This window comes from Shimia sp. MIT1388, from assembly GCF_047124445.1.
GTDB lineage: Bacteria > Pseudomonadota > Alphaproteobacteria > Rhodobacterales > Rhodobacteraceae > Shimia.
In genome coordinates this window covers 2,973,018-2,991,062 of record NZ_CP138921.1, presented here as the reverse complement: position 1 = coordinate 2,991,062, position 18,045 = coordinate 2,973,018, and the positions used below count along the sequence as shown (strand labels likewise).

The window sequence follows — 18,045 nt, the reverse complement described above, 5'->3', positions numbered from 1 at the left end:
TATCGCGCACAGCTTGAGCCGGTCAACCACGCTCCGAAGTTTACCTAGGGTTATTTGGCTCTAATTGGGACTTTTTGACCCTTATGCCGCCGCCATGAGGGCCTCGGCCTCATATTTGCGCAATGACACGCGGGCAGACGGCCCAAAGCCATAGCCCATCAGCGCGTCAGAATTGGGCATGAGTCGCAGGATTTCATCGCGGGTTTCGGCATCAAAACTGTCGAGCGTTTCCTGACCGGGATGGTAGCTTTCGCTGTCCAATCCATTGGCCCGCACAATCTCGTGGCGGTCAAACAGGATATGTACATAGGTCACCGGCCCATGATCCTCGCGCACCGTGATGGTGTCGCCATTCACTAGGTCTTTGGCTTTCACCAGCACCTCGGATTCGCCAAACAGCATCGCCGCCTGGGACGATTTGATCAGGATGCGGTGATTGGGCGAAAACTCCACCGCCTCGTGGTTGCCCAGGGCATTCTTGGCGAGCCGGATCGGGGCATCACACCCTGTCGCCTGACGCGTGGTGGTGCCAATCCACAACAGCGGCTGGAAACCGTTATCGCGGGTCAGAATCATATCTCCCGGCATCAGCGCCTCGACCTTCTTCAGGCCGCTTTGAGTGACAATTTCGGTCCCGGCAACAAAACACGGCGCCGTGGTGGTTGTGACCTTCACAAAGCCGGTATCGGTGTTGCCGTCGGAATCCTCAACCTCATAGGTGAAGGCCTCGCTGCCCAAATCGCCATCGGTTTGGATCGATAACGTGCCGTCGGGGTTGAGTGTGACCACTTCGCCAGTGTTCAGCGTTACCGAATCCCCCGCGCTGACCTCCTGACCGTTGATCTTGGTGATGGTCATCGTGGTGCCATTCGGCGCGGTGTCATTGGCCAGCACGTCCACGGTTTTGGTGGCGTTGGCGCCGATCTCGTATTCGTCGTCCTGCGCCACCAGAGCACATTGGATGGAGTCGCCAGCGATAAGCAGGTTGGAGTCATATTCATCGTCACCGGTGTCCGCGATGCCAATTTTGATGGTGTTGACCTCGCTCGGATTAACAGGTGCCTTAACGGTGAGCGTGACCGTCAACCCGTCCATCTCGCTGTTCACGGCCTCGCCGTTGGCCGGGTTGTTGATGTAGAGGTTCGCGTTGTCTTCGTTGTTGATGTTGTCGACCGTGACGTCGCCATCGCCGATGGATAGGACGGCCTTCTCGCCGTTCACCCAGATGCCAACCGCGTCGTTGTAGCCGCTGTCGATCCATTCCAGATATTCTTCGGAGGAGAACACAATCTGCATGGTCAGCGTGTCACCATCCGGGATGAAGCTGGCCTCGAATACCGCCGCATCATAGGTGTCCCCACCCGCGATAGCAGACAGATCCGAGTCCCCAGCGGTGCCCATTTGACCTGTTGTGTCGCTGTTAATGTTGACGTCGCCGTCAGCGTTGGTGAAGTCTTTGGTATAGCCGGTGGAAAGGATTACGCCGCTATCAGAAGGTGTGGCGTCCGGGGCGACGGAATCACCATCCGAGTAAATCCCGCTAGACATGGCATGTCCGGTGTAGCTGGCGCCTAATACCTGAACGCCGGAGCCAAACATGGCGTCCGCCATCTGCGTCGCACTGGCGCTGTTATCAATCGGCAGTTCTGATGCGGTTGGCATGGTGGTCCCCTATATGCATTCCCAAACAATAACTGTGGCGTCTCTGCCCGATTTCTTTTGGGAACGTGGTCGAAAGCTTTGGAAAGCCGGACAGATTTTACGCCCTGGCGTCAGCTTCGGCCCATCAATTGCCGATAGGAGATTCGAAAGTCACCATTAGAAAGAGGGCACGTTCTGCGCGCTAACAGTTTGGAATGCAACCCTTTCCAAATCGTAACCAGCTGCCTTCAAGACTCTGAAAAATCGAAGTAAATTTTGCGCATTGTTGTTTGGCGGCTCCAACCACCTGCGGCGGGCGGTTGACCCCTTGCCGTGAGCCGCGCTAAGGCCCGTTTAACAGAAAGGCACCGGCATGACCCAGGACAAGAAAAAGAAGAAGACCCGTCAGCAGGTCTACACGTTGCTCGTTCAGGTCGGGCGCAAAGACGGCGACGGTCTGCCGGACGAAGCCACCGGTGGTGCGCTGATGATCTATGCCAGCGGCGTGGACGAAGCTGAAGCGGTGCGCGAAACCGTTGCGATCCTCAAGCAAGCGGATTTGAACCCGCTGGACGTGACCGGCTATGGCACGATTGAGGAGCGCGAAGCACAGGGCCACGAGATTGACGGGCAGGAACGCGGCCTTATGCAACGCGCCTTGGACGAGAACTCCGTGGTCGTGGCGCAGATGACGCCCTTCTATCACGGCGAAGAATCTGAAGACGCCGAGACCACGGAACACTAAGGGCAAGGTGAGCGATCACGCGGCGCGCTGGGCCGCCAAGGTTAGCGCGTCAAACTCCCGCAACACCGGAAACGCCGTGCGCGCGTGTTCCGGCAACAAACGGCGGGGATAGCCGGACAACAGACTGGCGCTCAGCAAATCGCGCCGACGGCGCATCCGTCCCACATCCATGCTTTCCACATAGGTATCCGCGGCCAAAATCGCTTCGTGATTGGGCAACAGCAGCTGGCAATAGGTCACCAAAGGCGCAGTGCCGCCACTTTCCGCAGCATTGCCATGTAGGAGATGCCCGGCCGGGACCAAGACAAACTCGGAGCCAAACATATACTCCACGCGACTGCCGCCAATCAGCAAGCGCTGTGTCGGGCTGGTGACAATGTCGCGGCTGAGTCCAAAGAACGGGGCGCGCAACCGGATCGGTGCAAAATGCCCCGAGGCCGGTACGGTCCGGCGGATGTTGGCCAAAACCGGCACCAGGTCACCTGAGGGTGTCTGCACCACATCGCCACGTTTGAGCTCCCCCACTTTACGATAACCTTGCGCAGTCATCACCGGGGTGTCTTCCGACAGGCTGGGCATGGGGCCAATCGGCTCAATGCGGTTGGAAAAAGCAATGTAGGACAGATCGCTGGACAGCACCCGCGCGTCATCGTCCAGCACAGCTTCTCGAATTTCGGCAGGTGTGAGCGCCACTGGGCGGGTCAGCGTCCGCACAGCCACGCGCCAGGTGCCGGGTTGCTCCACCGCCAGTCGGCCGACATTGGCTGGCACATCCCAGGAATAGGTCACCCGCAACACATCCGCGCGCCCGCCGGTGTCCAGGTTCACCGCCACATGCGCCGTACGCCCGCCGCGATTGAGCACCAGCACCACGCCACCGCCGGGCACTGCTTGCAAAGACAGGCGAAAACCGCTGCCGGTTTGAGAAGCCAAACCCATAAGCGTTTGTGGCCGATCGTAGGGCGACACGCGTGTCTCCACGACCATGCTGCCCCGCGGCAACGGCGTGCCGGACAGTGCCTGCGTGTCTGTGGTGGCTGTCCCAATCGGATGGGCAACCCCATTGAGGTCGCACAGGGCGTGCCGTTTGTCCCAAAGGGCAATCCAGCTCATCGTTTAGGCCCCGCCAAAGGCAATTTGCGACAGGGTGGCCACCTCAAAACTGCGCAAGCCACGCCGCGCCATCTGGCCGTAGCCTTCGCCGGACACCGGATCGAGTTCCGGGAACAGGGCGCAAATCTCTGCCACAATCTCAGGTTCAAAGCTGCTCGCAGTTTGAGGCCCCGGCAAATAACTCTCCGTCATCAGTTTTTCGGAATAGATGATCTGGTGATCATCAAACAGCAAATGCACATATTCCACCTCGCCGCCGGGCACCTGGCGGATGGTTTTGTCATTCACCAGATCGCGCACGGCAACCAATACCTCTTCTTCGCCAAACAACAGTTCGGCCCAGGCATTGCGGATCAGCACCCGATGTAACGGGGACAGCAACAGCTCGCGATGGTTGCCAAGGGTGTTGGACATAATCCGGATCGGCGCCATGGCGCCCTCCGCCGCCACCTTGCGCCGGCCAATCCAGCGCAGCGGTTGGGGGCCATTGTCCACGGTCTCCACCAGATCCCCGACGTTCAGGCACTCAATGGGTACCTCGCCAAACGGCGTCCGGATGAAGGTGCCCACCGTGAAACACGGCGCCTGATTGATTTTGATATAGCCAACATCGGTTGTGCCGTTGCCGTCATCAATGGTGTAGGTCAGGTTGACCTGCTCTTCGTCGCTGTCGCCCTCAAAAGTGATGGTGCCGTCGCCATTCACCGTAATGATCTGCCCACTGGGCAAGGTGATCGGGCTGCCAACGGTGACAGGCTGGCCGGAAATATGCGTGATGGTGATGGAATTGCCGGTGTTGTTCACATCATTGGCCAGCACATCGATGGTGCGGGTGCCGTCGATGGGCAGGTCGATCTCATCGGTGTTGGCGATGAGTGACGTCTGAATGGAGTCCGCCGCAATCAACAGCGAACTGTCATACCGGCTGTCAGAGACATCGGCGACGACAATGCGGATGTCATTCATACCTTCAACAATGTCAAAGGTCAGCGTCATGGTGATGGTGAACCCATCCATCTCCGTGTTGTAGATCCCGCCTGTGTTGTTCACAAACAGGCTTTCGTTTTCGCCGTTGTTGATGTTGCCGGGGTCCACATCCCCATCGCCAATCTCTAACGGCACATAGCTGCCGTTGATCGAGACCGCGACAAAGTCCTGATAAATCGAGTCGACGTATTCCGGGTACTCTTCGGAGGCAAAGACAAACTGCATCGTCATTTGCCCGGCTTCATTGGCGATGAACGACACATCCAGATACGACGCGTCATAGGTGTTGGTGCCGGCGACCGCGTTGAACTCTGGGTTGTTGTCTTCGCCATTGGTGTTGGAGGACCGATCAGAACGCTGGTTGTTCCCGCCCCAACGGTTAGAGAAATTTCTCGCATGGCCCGTGGACAGGATTACCCCTTCGTCGCTGGGCGTAACCCCAGGCGAAACGCTGTCCCCATTGGTGTAAATCCCGGAGGAGGAGTTTTGCCCATTGTAGTCGGCGGAGACGATCGTCACGTCATCGCCAAAAATGGTTTCCGCCATATCCATGGCCGAAGCGCCTGTGTTTACGGGCAATCTGGGCATGTCTGCTCGCCTCATGTGTTTGAGGCACGCCACGCAACAACGCCCACCTGCTCATGGGGCGCTCATACAGGTCTCGTCGCATTTCGAGATGCGTTTGTTGGAAACCTTTGGCTGTTGAAGCCGAACTGCTGGTGACCTGCCTCGGTCGATTTTTATTAACTCTAACTAAACAGCAATTTTTTCCGCTTGTTAAGAGGTGCCCCACCGCTTTGTGTTCCAAATGTGGCTTTCCGGTCCGGCGCGGCTGTGCGACAACCCTTGGCGCAAGCTTCTCAGACAAAGGACCCTCGCCATGACCAAGACCGATGCCGCACAGTTGACCGCAGATCTGATCCGCTGTCCCTCTGTGACGCCGGAGGAGGGCGGGGCGCTGGTCTTGCTGGAAAACTTGCTGTCAGACGCCGGGTTTGACTGCACCCGCGTGGATCGCGGTGACGTTAGCAACCTGTTTGCCCGCTGGGGCCGCAAAGGCGACAGCAAGACGTTTGGCTTTAACGGCCATACGGACGTTGTGCCGGTGGGAGACGAAGCCGCTTGGACGGTTGATCCTTTTGGTGCGGAGATCAAAGACGGCATCATGTACGGCCGTGGCGCCACCGACATGAAATCCGGTGTCGCCGCTTTTGCTGCTGCCGCCATTGATTTTGTCTCTAACACGCCACCAGAGGGCGCCATCATCCTCACCATCACCGGCGATGAAGAGGGCGACGCCATCCACGGCACTACTGCGCTTCTGGATTATATGTCCACCGAACAGGAGCGCATGTCTGTCTGTCTGGTGGGCGAGCCTACCTGCCCCAACGAGATGGGCGAGATGATGAAAATTGGCCGTCGCGGTTCTATGACCGCCTATTTCACCTTCACTGGCAAACAAGGCCACTCTGCTTATCCGCACCGCGCCAACAACCCGCTGCCGGTGATGGCCCGCCTGATGGATCAGTTCTCTTCCGAGCCGCTGGACAATGGCACCGATCACTTTGACGCGTCCACCCTGGCAGTTGTCACCATGGACACTGGCAATCCAGCCACCAATGTGATCCCGGCGGAGTGCAAAGCCACGCTCAACATCCGCTTCAACGACTCCCATTCTGGCGCGTCCCTCACGGAGTGGATGCAGGAAAAAGTAGACACTATTTCGGCGGAAACTGGTGTTGGCATCGACATGAAAGTCACCATCTCCGGCGAAAGCTTCATCACGCCTCCAGGTGATTTGTCCGACCTGGTGGCTAATTCTGTGGAAGCAGAAACCGGTCGCCGCCCGGAACTTTCCACCTCCGGCGGCACCTCGGACGCGCGCTTTGTGCAGCATCACTGCCCGGTGGTGGAAATTGGCCTCGTGGGCAAAACCATGCATCAGGTGGATGAACAGGTGCCGGTTGCACAAATCCATCAGCTCAAAGACATCTACAGCCGCATTTTGCGAGACTATTTTGCCTAAACACCGCCCAAACCTTGTGGTGATGATCAAGGAACCGCGCCCCGGCCGTGTGAAAACCCGGCTGGGCCGTGATCTGGGCATGACCGCCGCCGCCTGGTGGTTCCGCCACCAATCCGCCTCGCTACTGCGCCGCCTCGACGATCCGCGTTGGAACCTGATCCTAGCCGTCGCGCCGGATCACAAGGGCCGCACATCGCGCGTTTGGCCTGCCCATCTACCACTTGTCCCGCAAGGTACTGGCAACCTCGGGGATCGCATGGCGCGACAGCTGCGTTTCCACCAAGGCCCCACCTGCATCATTGGGGCCGATATTCCCGGCATTCAACCTGCGCACATCGCACAGGCCTTCAAAGCGTTGGGCGATCACGATGCGGTGTTTGGCCCCGCGCCGGACGGTGGCTACTGGCTGGTGGGCCTGAAGCATGCGCCCAAGCCGGGTCTCTTTGCCAATGTGCGATGGTCCACGGAACACGCCTTGGCTGACAGCCGTGCCACCCTACCTGATGCGCGCATTGCCACCATCGCCACGCTGGCGGATGTGGACACCGCCGCCGATCTTGCGCGCTTCTAATCATTCACTTTCCCCAAATATCCCGGGGTTGAATTGGGCTGCAGGCCCAAGAAGGGGCTGGCCCCTTTCCTTTCCCACGTGACGCCGCCCATCCCCCGTGCTAGGGCCAACCCATGCCTATGCCCAGCAAAGAGGAAGTCCTTGAGTGGATTTCCGAGAACCCGACCCTCACCTCCAGACGTGACATCGCCAAAGCTTTTGGCATCAAAGGGGCTGCGCGTATCGACCTGAAGCGCCTGCTCAAGGAGCTGGAGGCCGAAGGGCACCTGCAAAAACGGAAGAAAACCTACCGTGATCCGGAAAGCCTGCCGCCGGTCACCGTGCTGCAAATCCTTGAAGCGGATGCCGATGGCGATCTCTTTGCCCGCCCACTGGAATGGCACGGCGAAGGAGAAGAGCCCAAGATTCTGGTACTGCCCCGTGCGTCTGACCCGGCGCTCGGCGCGGGCGACCGCATCCTCGGTCGCCTGACCAAGCTGGACGATGGCGATATCCAATACGAGGCCCGTCTGATCCGCCGCATCGGCACCAACCCGCGCCGCGTGTTGGGTATGTTCCGCAAAACCGCCGAAGGGGGCCGCATCCTGCCCATCGACAAGGGCGACGGTAAAGAATGGTCCGTGGCCTCTGATCAAACCCATGGGGCCAAAGACGGCGAGTTGGTGGAGGCCGAACAATCTGGCCCCAAAGGCCGTCTCGGCTTGCCACGCGCCCGCGTCGTTGCGCGCATTGGGGATCCCACCGCACCCAAGGCGGTGAGCCTGATCGCCATCCACCAACATGGCATCCCGGACACCTTCCCGGATGAGGTCGTAACAGAGTCTGATAAGGCCAAACCGGCGCCTTTGGGCCAACGTGAAGATCTGCGCGACATGCCGTTTGTCACCATCGATCCTGCGGATGCGCGCGACCATGATGACGCCTGCTGGGCGCATGCGGATGACGATCCCAAAAACGAGGGCGGCCACGTGCTCTGGGTCGCGATTGCCGATGTCGCGCACTACGTGCGATCCGACACCGCGCTTGATCGCGAGGCCCGCAAACGTGGCAACTCCAGCTACTTCCCGGACCGTGTGGTCCCGATGCTGCCGGACCGCCTGTCTGGCGATCTGTGTTCCCTGCACGAAGGCGTGCCCCGCGCTGTTCTGGCTCTGCGCATTCAGATCGACAGCAAGGGTAAAAAGATCGGCCATCGGTTCACCCGTGCCATGATCCGCTCTGTCGCCTCGCTAAACTACGGCGAAGTTCAACAGGCGCAAGACGGCCATCCAAACGAACGCTGTGCGCCTTTGATGGATGAGATCATCACGCCGCTCTACGCAGCCTATGCGGCTCTAACAAAGGCCAAAGCCGAGCGTCAGCCGCTCGCGCTCGACCTACCGGAACGCAAGATTGAGCTGTCTGACGCAGGTGAAGTCACCTCTGTGAACTTCCGCGATCGCTTTGACGCGCACAAGCTGGTCGAAGAGTTCATGGTGCTCTCCAACGTTTGTGCCGCTGAAACGCTGATCGCTAAGAAATCCCCGCTTCTGTTCCGCGTGCACGAGGAACCCAGTCCCGAAAAACTCAACGCGCTGCGCGACACGGCCCAGGCCGCCGGCCTGACACTGGCCAAGGGGCAAGTGCTGCAGACACGTCATTTGAACCAATTGCTGGACGCCGCCGCCGGCACGGAGCAGGCGGAGTTGATCAACATCTCCACCCTGCGCTCCATGACACAGGCGTACTATGCGCCATCCAACTTCGGCCACTTCGGCCTCGCGCTGCGCGCTTATGCCCACTTCACCTCCCCAATCCGGCGGTATGCCGACCTAATCGTGCACCGTGCTCTGATCTCGGCGCACGGCTGGGGCGATGACGGCCTCACTCCTGAGGCCACCGAAGTTCTCGAAAAAACCGCCACGCATATTTCGGACACCGAACGTCGCTCGATGCTGGCGGAACGCGACACCACGGACCGATACCTCGCCGCCTACATGTCCGAACGCATCGGCAACGAATTCACCGGCCGCGTGAGCGGCATCGCCCGCTTTGGCGTGTTTGTGAAGCTGGATGAAACCGGCGCTGATGGCCTGATCCCGATGCGGGAGCTGGGTCGCGAGTATTTCCATTTTGACAGCGAAACCAACACGCTCACCGGATCGGACACCGGCATCGTGATTGGTCTCGGCCAACGTGTGACGGCCCGCCTGACCGAGGCCGCGCCGGTGACGGGTGGCATCGCGTTGGAGTTGATTTCTCTGGATGGCGAGCTGGTCAAACGCGCGGGCCGTGGTGGAGGAAAAGGGCGGAGCCGTGGCGGCCCCACCCGTCGCAAGGCCACCAAGGCAAAGCACAAGGCGGCCAAGACGAAACGCAAGGTCACTCGGCGGCGGCGCTAAACGCAGACATCACCCGCGCCGGATCCGGATAAATCGCCTCCCGCACGCGCGCCACATAGGCCGCCAGCGCGGGACGGGCCTCAACCGCTTTGCGCAGGTCGGTGGCCACCGGCAAGGTCAGAATCATATCCAACACCGGCGCGACCGCCGCATCTGCGGCTGTTGGCGTGTCGCCAAACAGGAACGACAGCCCGTCGAGTTTCGCGTCAATCACCTCCAGATCTTTGTCAAACCGCGCTTGACGGTCTTCTGGCGAGAACCGCGCGATGCCTTCAGACATCAAGCCAGCCCGCACATGGCCGCGCGCTTCCTCTGCCGCCTGATCCCGCATTGGCGCAGGCACCGCGGCAAAGAAGATCTCCTTCATCACGGCCCAACAATCGTCGTTCAGCCAGCGATCATGCACCAGCCCAAGGCGCAGGCTCTCTTCCACGGTGCGGATCAGGGCGTGCGTTGCTGCCTTTTCAATCCGGCTCAAACCCGGCATGAAATCCGCGCCATTAGTCTCTAAATAGGCCTGAATGTTGTGGCTGTCCGGGATCAAAGCATCGCCAACCCGAGCCACCGGTACCTTGCCCAACGGCAGTGATTCAAAGTCCTGGATCAGCTCTGGCTGCCAGTCGACCTTGGCCATTTCCAACAGGCACATGGCCTTCAGGCAGAATGGCGAATGGGTGGGAAACTGCGCGTCGCCGGGGAAAACAATAAGGTGCATGGGAACTCTCCACTGATTGATTGTGGAGCCAGTCTTAAACACCCCTCTTGTCAGTTTCTGTCAGTAGGGTGCAGTATCCCTAAATCATGAGCCGCACCGACCGACTGTTCCAACTCATGCAGGCCCTGCGCGACCTGCCGCCCCCCGCCACCGCGCAAGCCCTGGCGCAGGAAACCGGCGTGTCAGAGCGCACAATCTACCGCGACATCGACAGCCTACGCAGCCTCGGTGCCGTGATTGACGGGGAGGCTGGGTTTGGCTTCACCTTTATTGAAGACGCGACTTTGCCGCCCCTTGGCTTTGTGCCGGAAGAAATTGAGGCGCTCGTGGTCGGGCTCAAAGAGGTTATGGAAGTGGCTGATCCATCCCTCGCCAACGCGGCAAAAACCGCTCTAACCAAGCTGAAATCGCGCCTTCCGGAAGCCCAGGCGCATCGCCTGAAGCATGCCGTCCTCACTGCCAAACGCTTCCACAAGCCCCCAGAGATCACCATCGATGCGGGCGCCCTGCGCCAAGCCGCCTGGGAGGAACGGACCGTGGCCTTTGACTATGGCGATGCGGAAGGCCGACGAACAACGCGCGAAGTTGATCCGCTTTCCATCGTCTTCATGCAGAATGTGCATTGCCTGCTGGCCTATTGCCACCTGCGCACAGACTATCGCGCCTTCCGCCTGGATCGCATGGATAACCTCAGTCTGAGCGACCGCTCCTTCCGCCCGCGCCGCATTCCCATGCTGCGGGAGTTCAAAGCGCGATTACAGGCAGAAATAGACGCATCGGCAAATCCCCGCGCCTCCGGCTGAGAGCGCTTTTGCCGCCCCCATCCCCGCGCTACACTTCTTCAAAACAGGCAGGGAAAAGTGTGATGCGCATATCTGGTTTCGTGGTGAGTCTGGTTATCGGCACCGTTGTCGCGTCAACGGTTTCTGCCGGGGCACCGTCGCAGTCTCTCCGTCCTGTGCTGCGTCCTTTGGCGGATGCTTTGGCGGCGCAAAACCCCATTGAAGCCGCCGCCTCCACCAAAGGCCTGCAACGCTGGATCAAACGCTACAAGTCACGCGCCCTCAAGGCGGGGATCAGCGCGACGGTGTTTGATCAGGCCTTTCAAGGCGTTCAGTACAACGCCGACATCATCAAGAAAGACCGCAATCAAAACGAGTTCACCAAGACCATTTGGGATTACCTCGACAGTGCTGCCTCCGACGCCCGTATCCGCAACGGCAAGGCCGCGCTGAACAAACACAACGCCACGCTGCAAAAGATCGAAAAGCGCTACGGCGTGGACAAAGAGGTTGTGGTCGCGATCTGGGGTCTGGAAAGCGCCTATGGCACCTTCAAAGGCAGCACACCGGTGATTGAGGCCCTCGCGACGCTTGCCTATGACGGTCGCCGCGGTGATTTCTTTGAGGAACAGCTCACCGCTGCGCTCAGCATCCTGCAAAACGGCGATGTCAGCGCGCAAAACATGAAAGGCAGCTGGGCCGGCGCCATGGGCCATACCCAATTTATGCCCACGTCGTTCCAGTCCTACGCGGTGGATTTTACCGGCGATGGCAAGCGTGACATCTGGTCGGGTGACCCCACCGACGCGCTGGCTTCCACCGCCGCCTATCTCAAGCACTTCGGCTGGAAAAAGAACCAGCCTTGGGGTGTAGAAGTGAAATTGCCCAAAGGGTTTGATTACGCCTCCGCCAATCGCGAGAACCTGAAGAACCCCAGCGAGTGGGCGCGTCTGGGCATCAAGGATATGCGTGGCCGTGCGGTGCCCAACCATGGCAAGGCGTCCATCCTTCTACCTGCCGGCGCGCAGGGGGCTGCCTTTATGATCTTCAAGAATTTTGACGTGATCGAGCACTACAACACGGCGGACGCCTATGTGATTGGTGTCGGCCATCTCAGCGACCGCATCATGGGCGGTCCAGCCATTCAAGGAAACTGGCCCCGTGGCGACCGCGCATTGACCTACAAAGAGCGGATCGAGCTTCAAAAACGCCTGACCAAAGCTGGTTTTGACACCCAAAAGATCGACGGCAAAATTGGCCCGCTCACCATCGCCGCTGTGCGGGAGTATCAACGCGCCGAAGGCATGGTGCCAGACGGATATGCGTCTCTAACCCTGCTGAAAACCCTACGCTAAGACATCAAGAAAGGCGCATCCTGATCCGGTGCGCCTTTTGTTGTGTCTCGGGTAGTCTGGCTTACTCGCGGCCGCTGATCACAATCACCTCGGTGCCCAGAGGCACCTGCTCATAGAGCTGTTCGATGTGCCAGTTCGCCATGCGGATGCAGCCGTTTGAACTTGGCGTGCCAATCGACTGCGGCGCGGTGGTGCCATGGATGCGGAACAGCGTGTCACGGCCGTTCTGGTACAAATACATCGCCCGCGATCCCAGCGGGTTGTTTGGCCCACCCGGCATACCGTCTTCGTATTTGGCATAGGCCGGATTGCGCTCGATCATCTCTTGCGTTGGACGCCAGCTCGGCCATTCCACCTTGCGGTCAATGGTGGCACGGCCGGAGAAGTTCAACCCTTCTTGCCCAATTGCCACGCCATAGCGGATCGCGTTGCGCTCATCCTGCATGTGATAGAGGTGGTAAGAGGCCAGCACCACAACCAGCTGTCCCGGCTGGAAGCCGTATTTCTTCTTCACCCGGACCTCTTTGGGTTTCAGGTGCTCCATCAACTCGAACTCACCGCCTTGGGCGGCACGCAGGACATGGGGGGTGGCAAGAAGGCTGGCACCAGCGGCCAGGAAATGACGTCTATGCATAAGTACTCGTTCCGTTTACGTGCAAAATCTATGCCACAGACGTGACAGCGGACAAAGTCGGGAGTGCCCGACTTTGTCCATGTTGCTTAAAATGTGCTGTGAAATCCCTAACGGGGTCAGCTAGGGGACATGCCCCGCAGCCGCTCAGAGCGGCGGCGCAGCATTTCCACGGTGGCGAGCAGCAGGATCGAGATGCCAACCAGGATCGTGGCCACCGCCAGAATGGTTGGGCTGATCTGCTCGCGCAGTCCGGTGAACATCTGCCATGGCAGGGTCTTCTGACCAGCCGAGCCGACAAACAGCACCACCACGACCTCATCAAACGACGTGATGAAGGCAAACAGGCCACCGGAGATCACGCCGGGCAGGATCAGCGGCATCTGCACGCGGAAGAAGGTGGTCACCGGGTTGGCACCCATATTGGCCGCCGCCCGTGTCAGGGAGCGGTCAAAGCCCACCAGCGTGGCGGTCACGGTGATGATCACAAAGGGAATGCCTAGAACCGCATGTGCCAGGATCACTTTCACGTAGCCCACAAAAGTCTTGTTCAGGCCCAGCGTGGCTTCCATCCAGTTACCGATCTGGCTGTAGAAGAAGAACATGCCGGTGGCGGAGATGATCAGCGGCACAATCATTGGCGAAATCAGGATTGCCATGATCGCGCGACGGCCCGGAACATGTGCTTGGCTCAGGCCGATGGCCGCCAAGGTGCCGAGGCTCACCGAGATGATGGTGGCAATTGGTGCAATGATCAGCGAGTTCTTGAAGCTCCGCTGCCATTCGTTGTTGGTGAAGAAGTCCTGATAGTGCTTCAGCGAGTAGCCCGCCGGATCCAACCGCAGCATTTCTGGTGTGAAGGTAAAGAAGTCCTGCGCGTTAAACGACAGTGGCATCACCACCAGCACCGGCGTGATCAGGAACACAAAGATCGCGCCACAAATCACACGGAAGCTGTAGTGCCACAGCACCTGACCAGGGGTCAGATACGGCAACAGACGCGCGCGGTAGCGACCTTCGTAGAGCCAGTAAGTGAACCAGTGGATGAACCAGCCATAGAGCAGCCCGATCAGGGCCGCTGCAATGCCGCCGCCAAAGACAAAACCCAACACGCCAAACAGCGCGATATTGATCCATTTGGACAGGGCCTCGTTTTTCAGCACGTTGATGTAGACCACGGCCAGGATAACCGCCAACGCGGCGCCGATCAGCACGCCCAGCAGGCCGGAGCCATTGGCGGTGCCAACAAAGAGGCCAAAGAAGCCCCCTGCCGCTGCCACTGTGGGCAGCACCAGAGACATAGGTTTGCGGGAAATTGGAGTGAGTGCAGCCATGATTCTTATCCCAATTTCACGTTGTCGATGCCGACGATCTTGTCATAGGCCCAGTAGAGGATCAGCACGACCGCCAGCAGGATGGTGCCCAACGCCGCAGCGAGGCCCCAGTTCAGGGAGGTCGAGATGTGGAAGGCGATCCGGTTGGAGATGAACACCCCTTTGGTGCCGCCCACCAGTTCCGGCGTGATGTAGTAGCCAATCGCCAGAATGAACACGAGGATCGAGCCCGCGCCAATGCCCGGAACGGACAGCGGGAAGTAAACCCGCCAGAAGGCCGTCCAATTGGTTGCGCCCATGGATTTTGCCGCGCGCAGGTAGGTCGGTTGGATGGTCTGCATCACCGAATACATCGGCAGGATCATAAACGGCAACAGGATGTGGGTCATCGCGATGATGGTACCAGCTTGGTTGTTGATCATCACCAGTCGGGCGTCATCGGCCACAAGGCCAATCCACACCAGCACGTCATTGATCACACCTTGCTGTTGCAACATCACTTTCCAGGCCGAGGTCCGCACCAGCAGCGAGGTCCAAAAGGGCAGCAACACCAGGATCATCAGCAGGTTGGCTTTGGCGGATGGCAGGTTGGCGAGCAACCAAGCCACCGGATAGGCCAGAGCGATACAAGCAGCGGTGATCGCCAGCGACATGATCAGCGTGCGCTTGAACAGCGTGAAGTAGATACGCTCGTTCTCGGGGCGGATTTCAGCACCGTCAGGCCCCTTTTGCATATCCGCCGCATTCAGGAAGTAGCCGTTGGTGTATTTCGGGCTGTAGGTCTGAATCGTGCGCCAGACATTGGGATCACCCCAACCTTTGGCAATATCGATGAACTTTTCCTTGTATGGTCCGTCGTTTTCCACGTCCCACTTCTTGGCTTTACGCCCTGCTTTGCGGAACAGGGAGCTGATGCCCGGGGTTTCGTAGTTCAAGCGGCTACCCACGCGGGTGTGGGTCTTGGCGTTGGACGCTACATAAAGGTCCGCGGCCAGCGCGGCATAGACCGCTTCATCGGGCGCTTCACCAGAGGCGGCGTCCCAGTCCTGAAGCGCAATCACAGTTTTTGGCAGTGTGTTTGCGACAATGTCATTCTCAACCGAACGGAACAGCATCTGTCCAATCGGGATAATGAAGGTCAGCAAAACAAAGGCCAGCAAAGGCGTAATCAAAGCCAGCGCACGGATTTTTTGCATGCGCAACGCGCGGTTCAAGCTTTTTTTCAACGGCGTGCCGTCGGCCGCAAGCATCGGGCCGGTTTGGGTTGAATCGCTCATTGATGGTCCCCGTCACAGAATTTCCGGATTGCCGTTGTGTCTCGGCGGTTTTTGTCCGGTTGGGTCAGGGAGGCGGTGGCCGCCTCCCTGCAAAGTCATAGCAAGTGGATTACTTGGACAGCCACGCCTGGAACTTCGCGTCCAGATCGTCACGGTTGTCGGCCCACCACTCGTAGTCATAGATGTGCACGTTGCCAGCGTTGGCTGGGTCGGTTGGCATATGTGGCGCCATGTCGATGCCCAGCTCGGCGTGCTTACCCACCAGCGGTGCGGAAGATGTACGTGCCGGACCGTAGGAGATGTACTTCGCCTGATCAGCCAGACGCTGGGTGTCGGTTGCGAAGAACAGGTAGTCCAGAGCCGCTTGCTTACGCTCTGGGGACAGGCCCGCTGGGATGATCCAGCCGTCCAGGTCGAAGGACTGCATGTCCCACAGCATACCGATAGGCTGGTTCTGCTCTGCAATGGCAGAGAACAGACGACCGTTGAAGGTCGAGCCCATCACAACTTCGCCGTCAGCCAGCAGCTGAGGAGTTTCCGCGCCTGCGGTCCACCAAACAACCTGATCTTTGATGGTGTCCAGCTTCGCCAGCGCACGATCAACACCTTCTGGGGTGCTCAGAGTGTCGTAGATGGCGTCTTTATCAACACCGTCGCAGTACAGAGCCCATTCCATGTTGTCGATTGGGCGCTTCTGCAGGGAGCGCTTGCCAGGATAGGTTTCCAGGTCAAACACGTCACAAACAGTGGTTGGGGCTTTGTCGCCAACCATGTCGGTGCGGTAGCCGAAAGTGGTGGAGTACACGATCTGCGGTACGAAGCAGTCGCTGACGATCAGATCGCCGAAGTCGTCGGAAGCAGAGGTGCCATCAGGTGCTGCTGCCAGAACCGCATCGTGATCCAGCTCTTCTGCCAGACCTTCGTCACACAGACGCATCGCATCGGATGCCACAACGTCTACAACGTCCCAGGTCACGTTGCCGGCTTCGTTCATCGCGCGGATCTTCGCCACGGCTTCAGCAGAGCTGTCGTCGTTGATGATGTTGATGCCGGTTTTTGCAGTGTAGGGCTCGTGATATGCGAGCTGCTGCGACTTGGAGTATGCACCACCCCAAGACACGATGGTCAGTTCTTGTGCAATGGCGGCTGGTGCCACCAGAGCAGTCGTGACGGCAAGCGCAGTCATCTTTGTTTTCATTGGATACACTCCTTGTTGAATTCTTAAGTCTGTTCTTGTTGGCCCGGATCTTACGCCCGGTTGGTGCGCGCCAGCCCGTTTAGGCGTCCAGCGCGCGGCAATCTTCAGGCAACCAGCCGATCTCGATCTGCTGACCCGGGGTCAGACGATCCACATCCGGTGCGTTCCGGGTTTTGATGATGAACTCATCATTGCCGGCCACGGACAGACGTGTGCGGAAGATGTCACCCATATAGATGAACTCTTTCACTTCGGCCTTCAGCGTGTGCGCACCTTCCTGAATCCGGTCTTTGTTGTATTCAACACGTTCCGGACGGATCGACACACGGGTGCGGGCACCCGGCTTCACACTGTCATGCACAGGCTTACAGTCGATCAGCTCGCCGTCATCCAGTTCCACCAAAGCCACGCCGTTGTTGATCTCTTTGACAAGACCTTCCAGCGTGTTGTTCTCGCCGATGAACTGCGCCACGAAGCTGTTTTGCGGCTCTTCATAAAGCGTGTCAGGTGGATCCAGCTGCTGAATGCGGCCATCGTCAAACACCGCCACACGGTCAGACATGGTCAGCGCCTCTGTCTGGTCGTGGGTCACATACACGGTGGTGATGCCGAGGTTGTGCGCCAGGTTGGTGATCTCAAACTGCATCTTTTCGCGCAGCTGTTTGTCGAGCGCGCCCAGCGGTTCGTCCATCAGCACCAGTTCGGGTTCAAACACCAGCGCCCGCGCCAGCGCGATCCGCTGCTGCTGACCACCGGAAAGCTGCGCCGGACGACGGCCACCAAAGGCGCCCATCTCAACCATGTCCAAGGCGCGTTTGATTTTCTCTTCGCGCTCGGTTTTGCCCATCTTACGCACTTCCAGTGGGAAGCTCAGATTCTCCGCAATCGTCATGTGCGGGAACAGCGCGTAGTTCTGGAACACCATGCCAATGCCACGTTTGTGGGGCGGGATGTTATTGATGGAGGTGCCGCCCAGGCGAATGTCGCCATGTGTTGCGGTTTCAAAGCCTGCCAACATCATCAGGCAAGTTGTCTTGCCTGAGCCTGATGGCCCCAACATGGTCAGAAACTCACCTTTCGGCAGGCTTAGGTTCAGATCTTTGACGACGAGGGTCTCACCATCATAGCTCTTTTGCACGCGGTCAAATTCGACAAACGCGTCGTTCGATGCACTATCAGCCAAAAATCGGCTCCCTGTGTTGTCCGTCGGCAGATTTTCTCTGCTCGTCTGTTTCAAGTGTAACCACACCTGAGCTTGAATGCGCAAGCCAGCATTCCGTATGGGAAAG

General features: G+C 58.9%; 15 protein-coding genes. 6 read left to right on the top strand and 9 right to left on the bottom strand.

Translation table 11 applies throughout. The features are described 5' to 3' along the window. Window positions 1–81 precede the first annotated feature (81 nt). Window positions 82–1,662 carry a choice-of-anchor L domain-containing protein gene (locus SIB92_RS14845; protein ID WP_412552773.1) on the bottom strand — a complete coding sequence of 527 codons (1,581 nt, stop codon included), beginning with the start codon at window positions 1,660–1,662 and terminating at the stop codon, window positions 82–84. A 352-nt stretch (window positions 1,663–2,014) separates the two neighbouring features. Here SIB92_RS14845 and SIB92_RS14840 point away from each other — a divergent pair, with 352 nt between their 5' ends. Then, the gene (locus SIB92_RS14840) at window positions 2,015–2,386 is read left to right on the top strand and encodes a hypothetical protein (protein ID WP_412552772.1); all 372 of its coding nucleotides are present in this window, start codon (window positions 2,015–2,017) and stop codon (window positions 2,384–2,386) included. Between the two features lie 15 nt (window positions 2,387–2,401). On the opposite strand, the gene SIB92_RS14835 is transcribed toward SIB92_RS14840, so the two are convergent. Both SIB92_RS14835 and SIB92_RS14830 read right to left on the bottom strand, forming a co-directional pair. Beyond that, a complete protein-coding gene (locus SIB92_RS14835; protein WP_412552771.1) occupies window positions 2,402–3,499 on the bottom strand; it encodes a Hint domain-containing protein in 1,098 nt (365 codons plus the stop codon). 3 nt (window positions 3,500–3,502) lie between these two features. After that, window positions 3,503–5,074: a Hint domain-containing protein gene (locus SIB92_RS14830; RefSeq protein WP_412552770.1), complete on the bottom strand. Its 1,572-nt coding sequence runs from the start codon at window positions 5,072–5,074 to the stop codon at window positions 3,503–3,505. A 292-nt stretch (window positions 5,075–5,366) separates the two neighbouring features. Between SIB92_RS14830 and dapE the strand changes: the two genes are divergently transcribed. From dapE to rnr, 3 genes are all read left to right on the top strand, one after another. Continuing rightward, window positions 5,367–6,512, top strand: coding sequence for a succinyl-diaminopimelate desuccinylase (gene dapE, locus SIB92_RS14825; protein WP_412552769.1), 1,146 nt, complete (start codon window positions 5,367–5,369; stop codon window positions 6,510–6,512). 22 nt (window positions 6,513–6,534) lie between these two features. Continuing rightward, window positions 6,535–7,083, top strand: a complete 549-nt coding sequence (locus SIB92_RS14820; RefSeq protein WP_412552768.1) for a TIGR04282 family arsenosugar biosynthesis glycosyltransferase — start codon at window positions 6,535–6,537, stop codon at window positions 7,081–7,083. 113 nt (window positions 7,084–7,196) lie between these two features. After that, the gene (rnr, locus tag SIB92_RS14815; RefSeq protein WP_412552767.1) at window positions 7,197–9,464 is read left to right on the top strand and encodes a ribonuclease R; all 2,268 of its coding nucleotides are present in this window, start codon (window positions 7,197–7,199) and stop codon (window positions 9,462–9,464) included. On the opposite strand, the gene SIB92_RS14810 is transcribed toward rnr, so the two are convergent. Beyond that, window positions 9,445–10,179 carry a glutathione S-transferase family protein gene (locus tag SIB92_RS14810; RefSeq protein WP_412552766.1) on the bottom strand — a complete coding sequence of 245 codons (735 nt, stop codon included), beginning with the start codon at window positions 10,177–10,179 and terminating at the stop codon, window positions 9,445–9,447. The genes rnr and SIB92_RS14810 overlap by 20 nt on opposite strands. Window positions 10,180–10,265: 86 nt before the next feature. On the opposite strand from SIB92_RS14810, the gene SIB92_RS14805 reads away from it, so the two are divergent. Next, entirely contained in the window at window positions 10,266–10,982 is a 717-nt protein-coding gene (locus tag SIB92_RS14805) for a helix-turn-helix transcriptional regulator (RefSeq protein ID WP_412552765.1), read from the top strand. 62 nt (window positions 10,983–11,044) lie between these two features. Next, window positions 11,045–12,316 (top strand): lytic murein transglycosylase, encoded by a 1,272-nt coding sequence (locus tag SIB92_RS14800; protein WP_412552764.1) that lies wholly within the window; start codon window positions 11,045–11,047, stop codon window positions 12,314–12,316. Window positions 12,317–12,377: 61 nt separating this feature from the next. Here SIB92_RS14800 and SIB92_RS14795 read toward each other — a convergent pair whose 3' ends face one another. The 5 genes from SIB92_RS14795 to SIB92_RS14775 all read right to left on the bottom strand — a co-directional run bounded on the left by SIB92_RS14795 (window position 12,378) and on the right by SIB92_RS14775 (window position 17,939). Next, on the bottom strand, window positions 12,378–12,950 hold the full coding sequence (locus tag SIB92_RS14795; protein ID WP_412552763.1) for a L,D-transpeptidase: 573 nt from the start codon (window positions 12,948–12,950) through the stop codon (window positions 12,378–12,380). A gap of 116 nt (window positions 12,951–13,066) precedes the next feature. Next, the gene (locus SIB92_RS14790; protein WP_412552762.1) at window positions 13,067–14,281 is read right to left on the bottom strand and encodes an ABC transporter permease; all 1,215 of its coding nucleotides are present in this window, start codon (window positions 14,279–14,281) and stop codon (window positions 13,067–13,069) included. A 5-nt stretch (window positions 14,282–14,286) separates the two neighbouring features. Further along, entirely contained in the window at window positions 14,287–15,558 is a 1,272-nt protein-coding gene (locus SIB92_RS14785; RefSeq protein WP_412552761.1) for an ABC transporter permease, read from the bottom strand. A gap of 109 nt (window positions 15,559–15,667) precedes the next feature. Then, window positions 15,668–16,756, bottom strand: coding sequence for an extracellular solute-binding protein (locus tag SIB92_RS14780; protein WP_412552760.1), 1,089 nt, complete (start codon window positions 16,754–16,756; stop codon window positions 15,668–15,670). Window positions 16,757–16,835: 79 nt separating this feature from the next. Next, entirely contained in the window at window positions 16,836–17,939 is a 1,104-nt protein-coding gene (locus SIB92_RS14775) for an ABC transporter ATP-binding protein (protein ID WP_412552759.1), read from the bottom strand. Window positions 17,940–18,045: the final 106 nt, after the last annotated feature.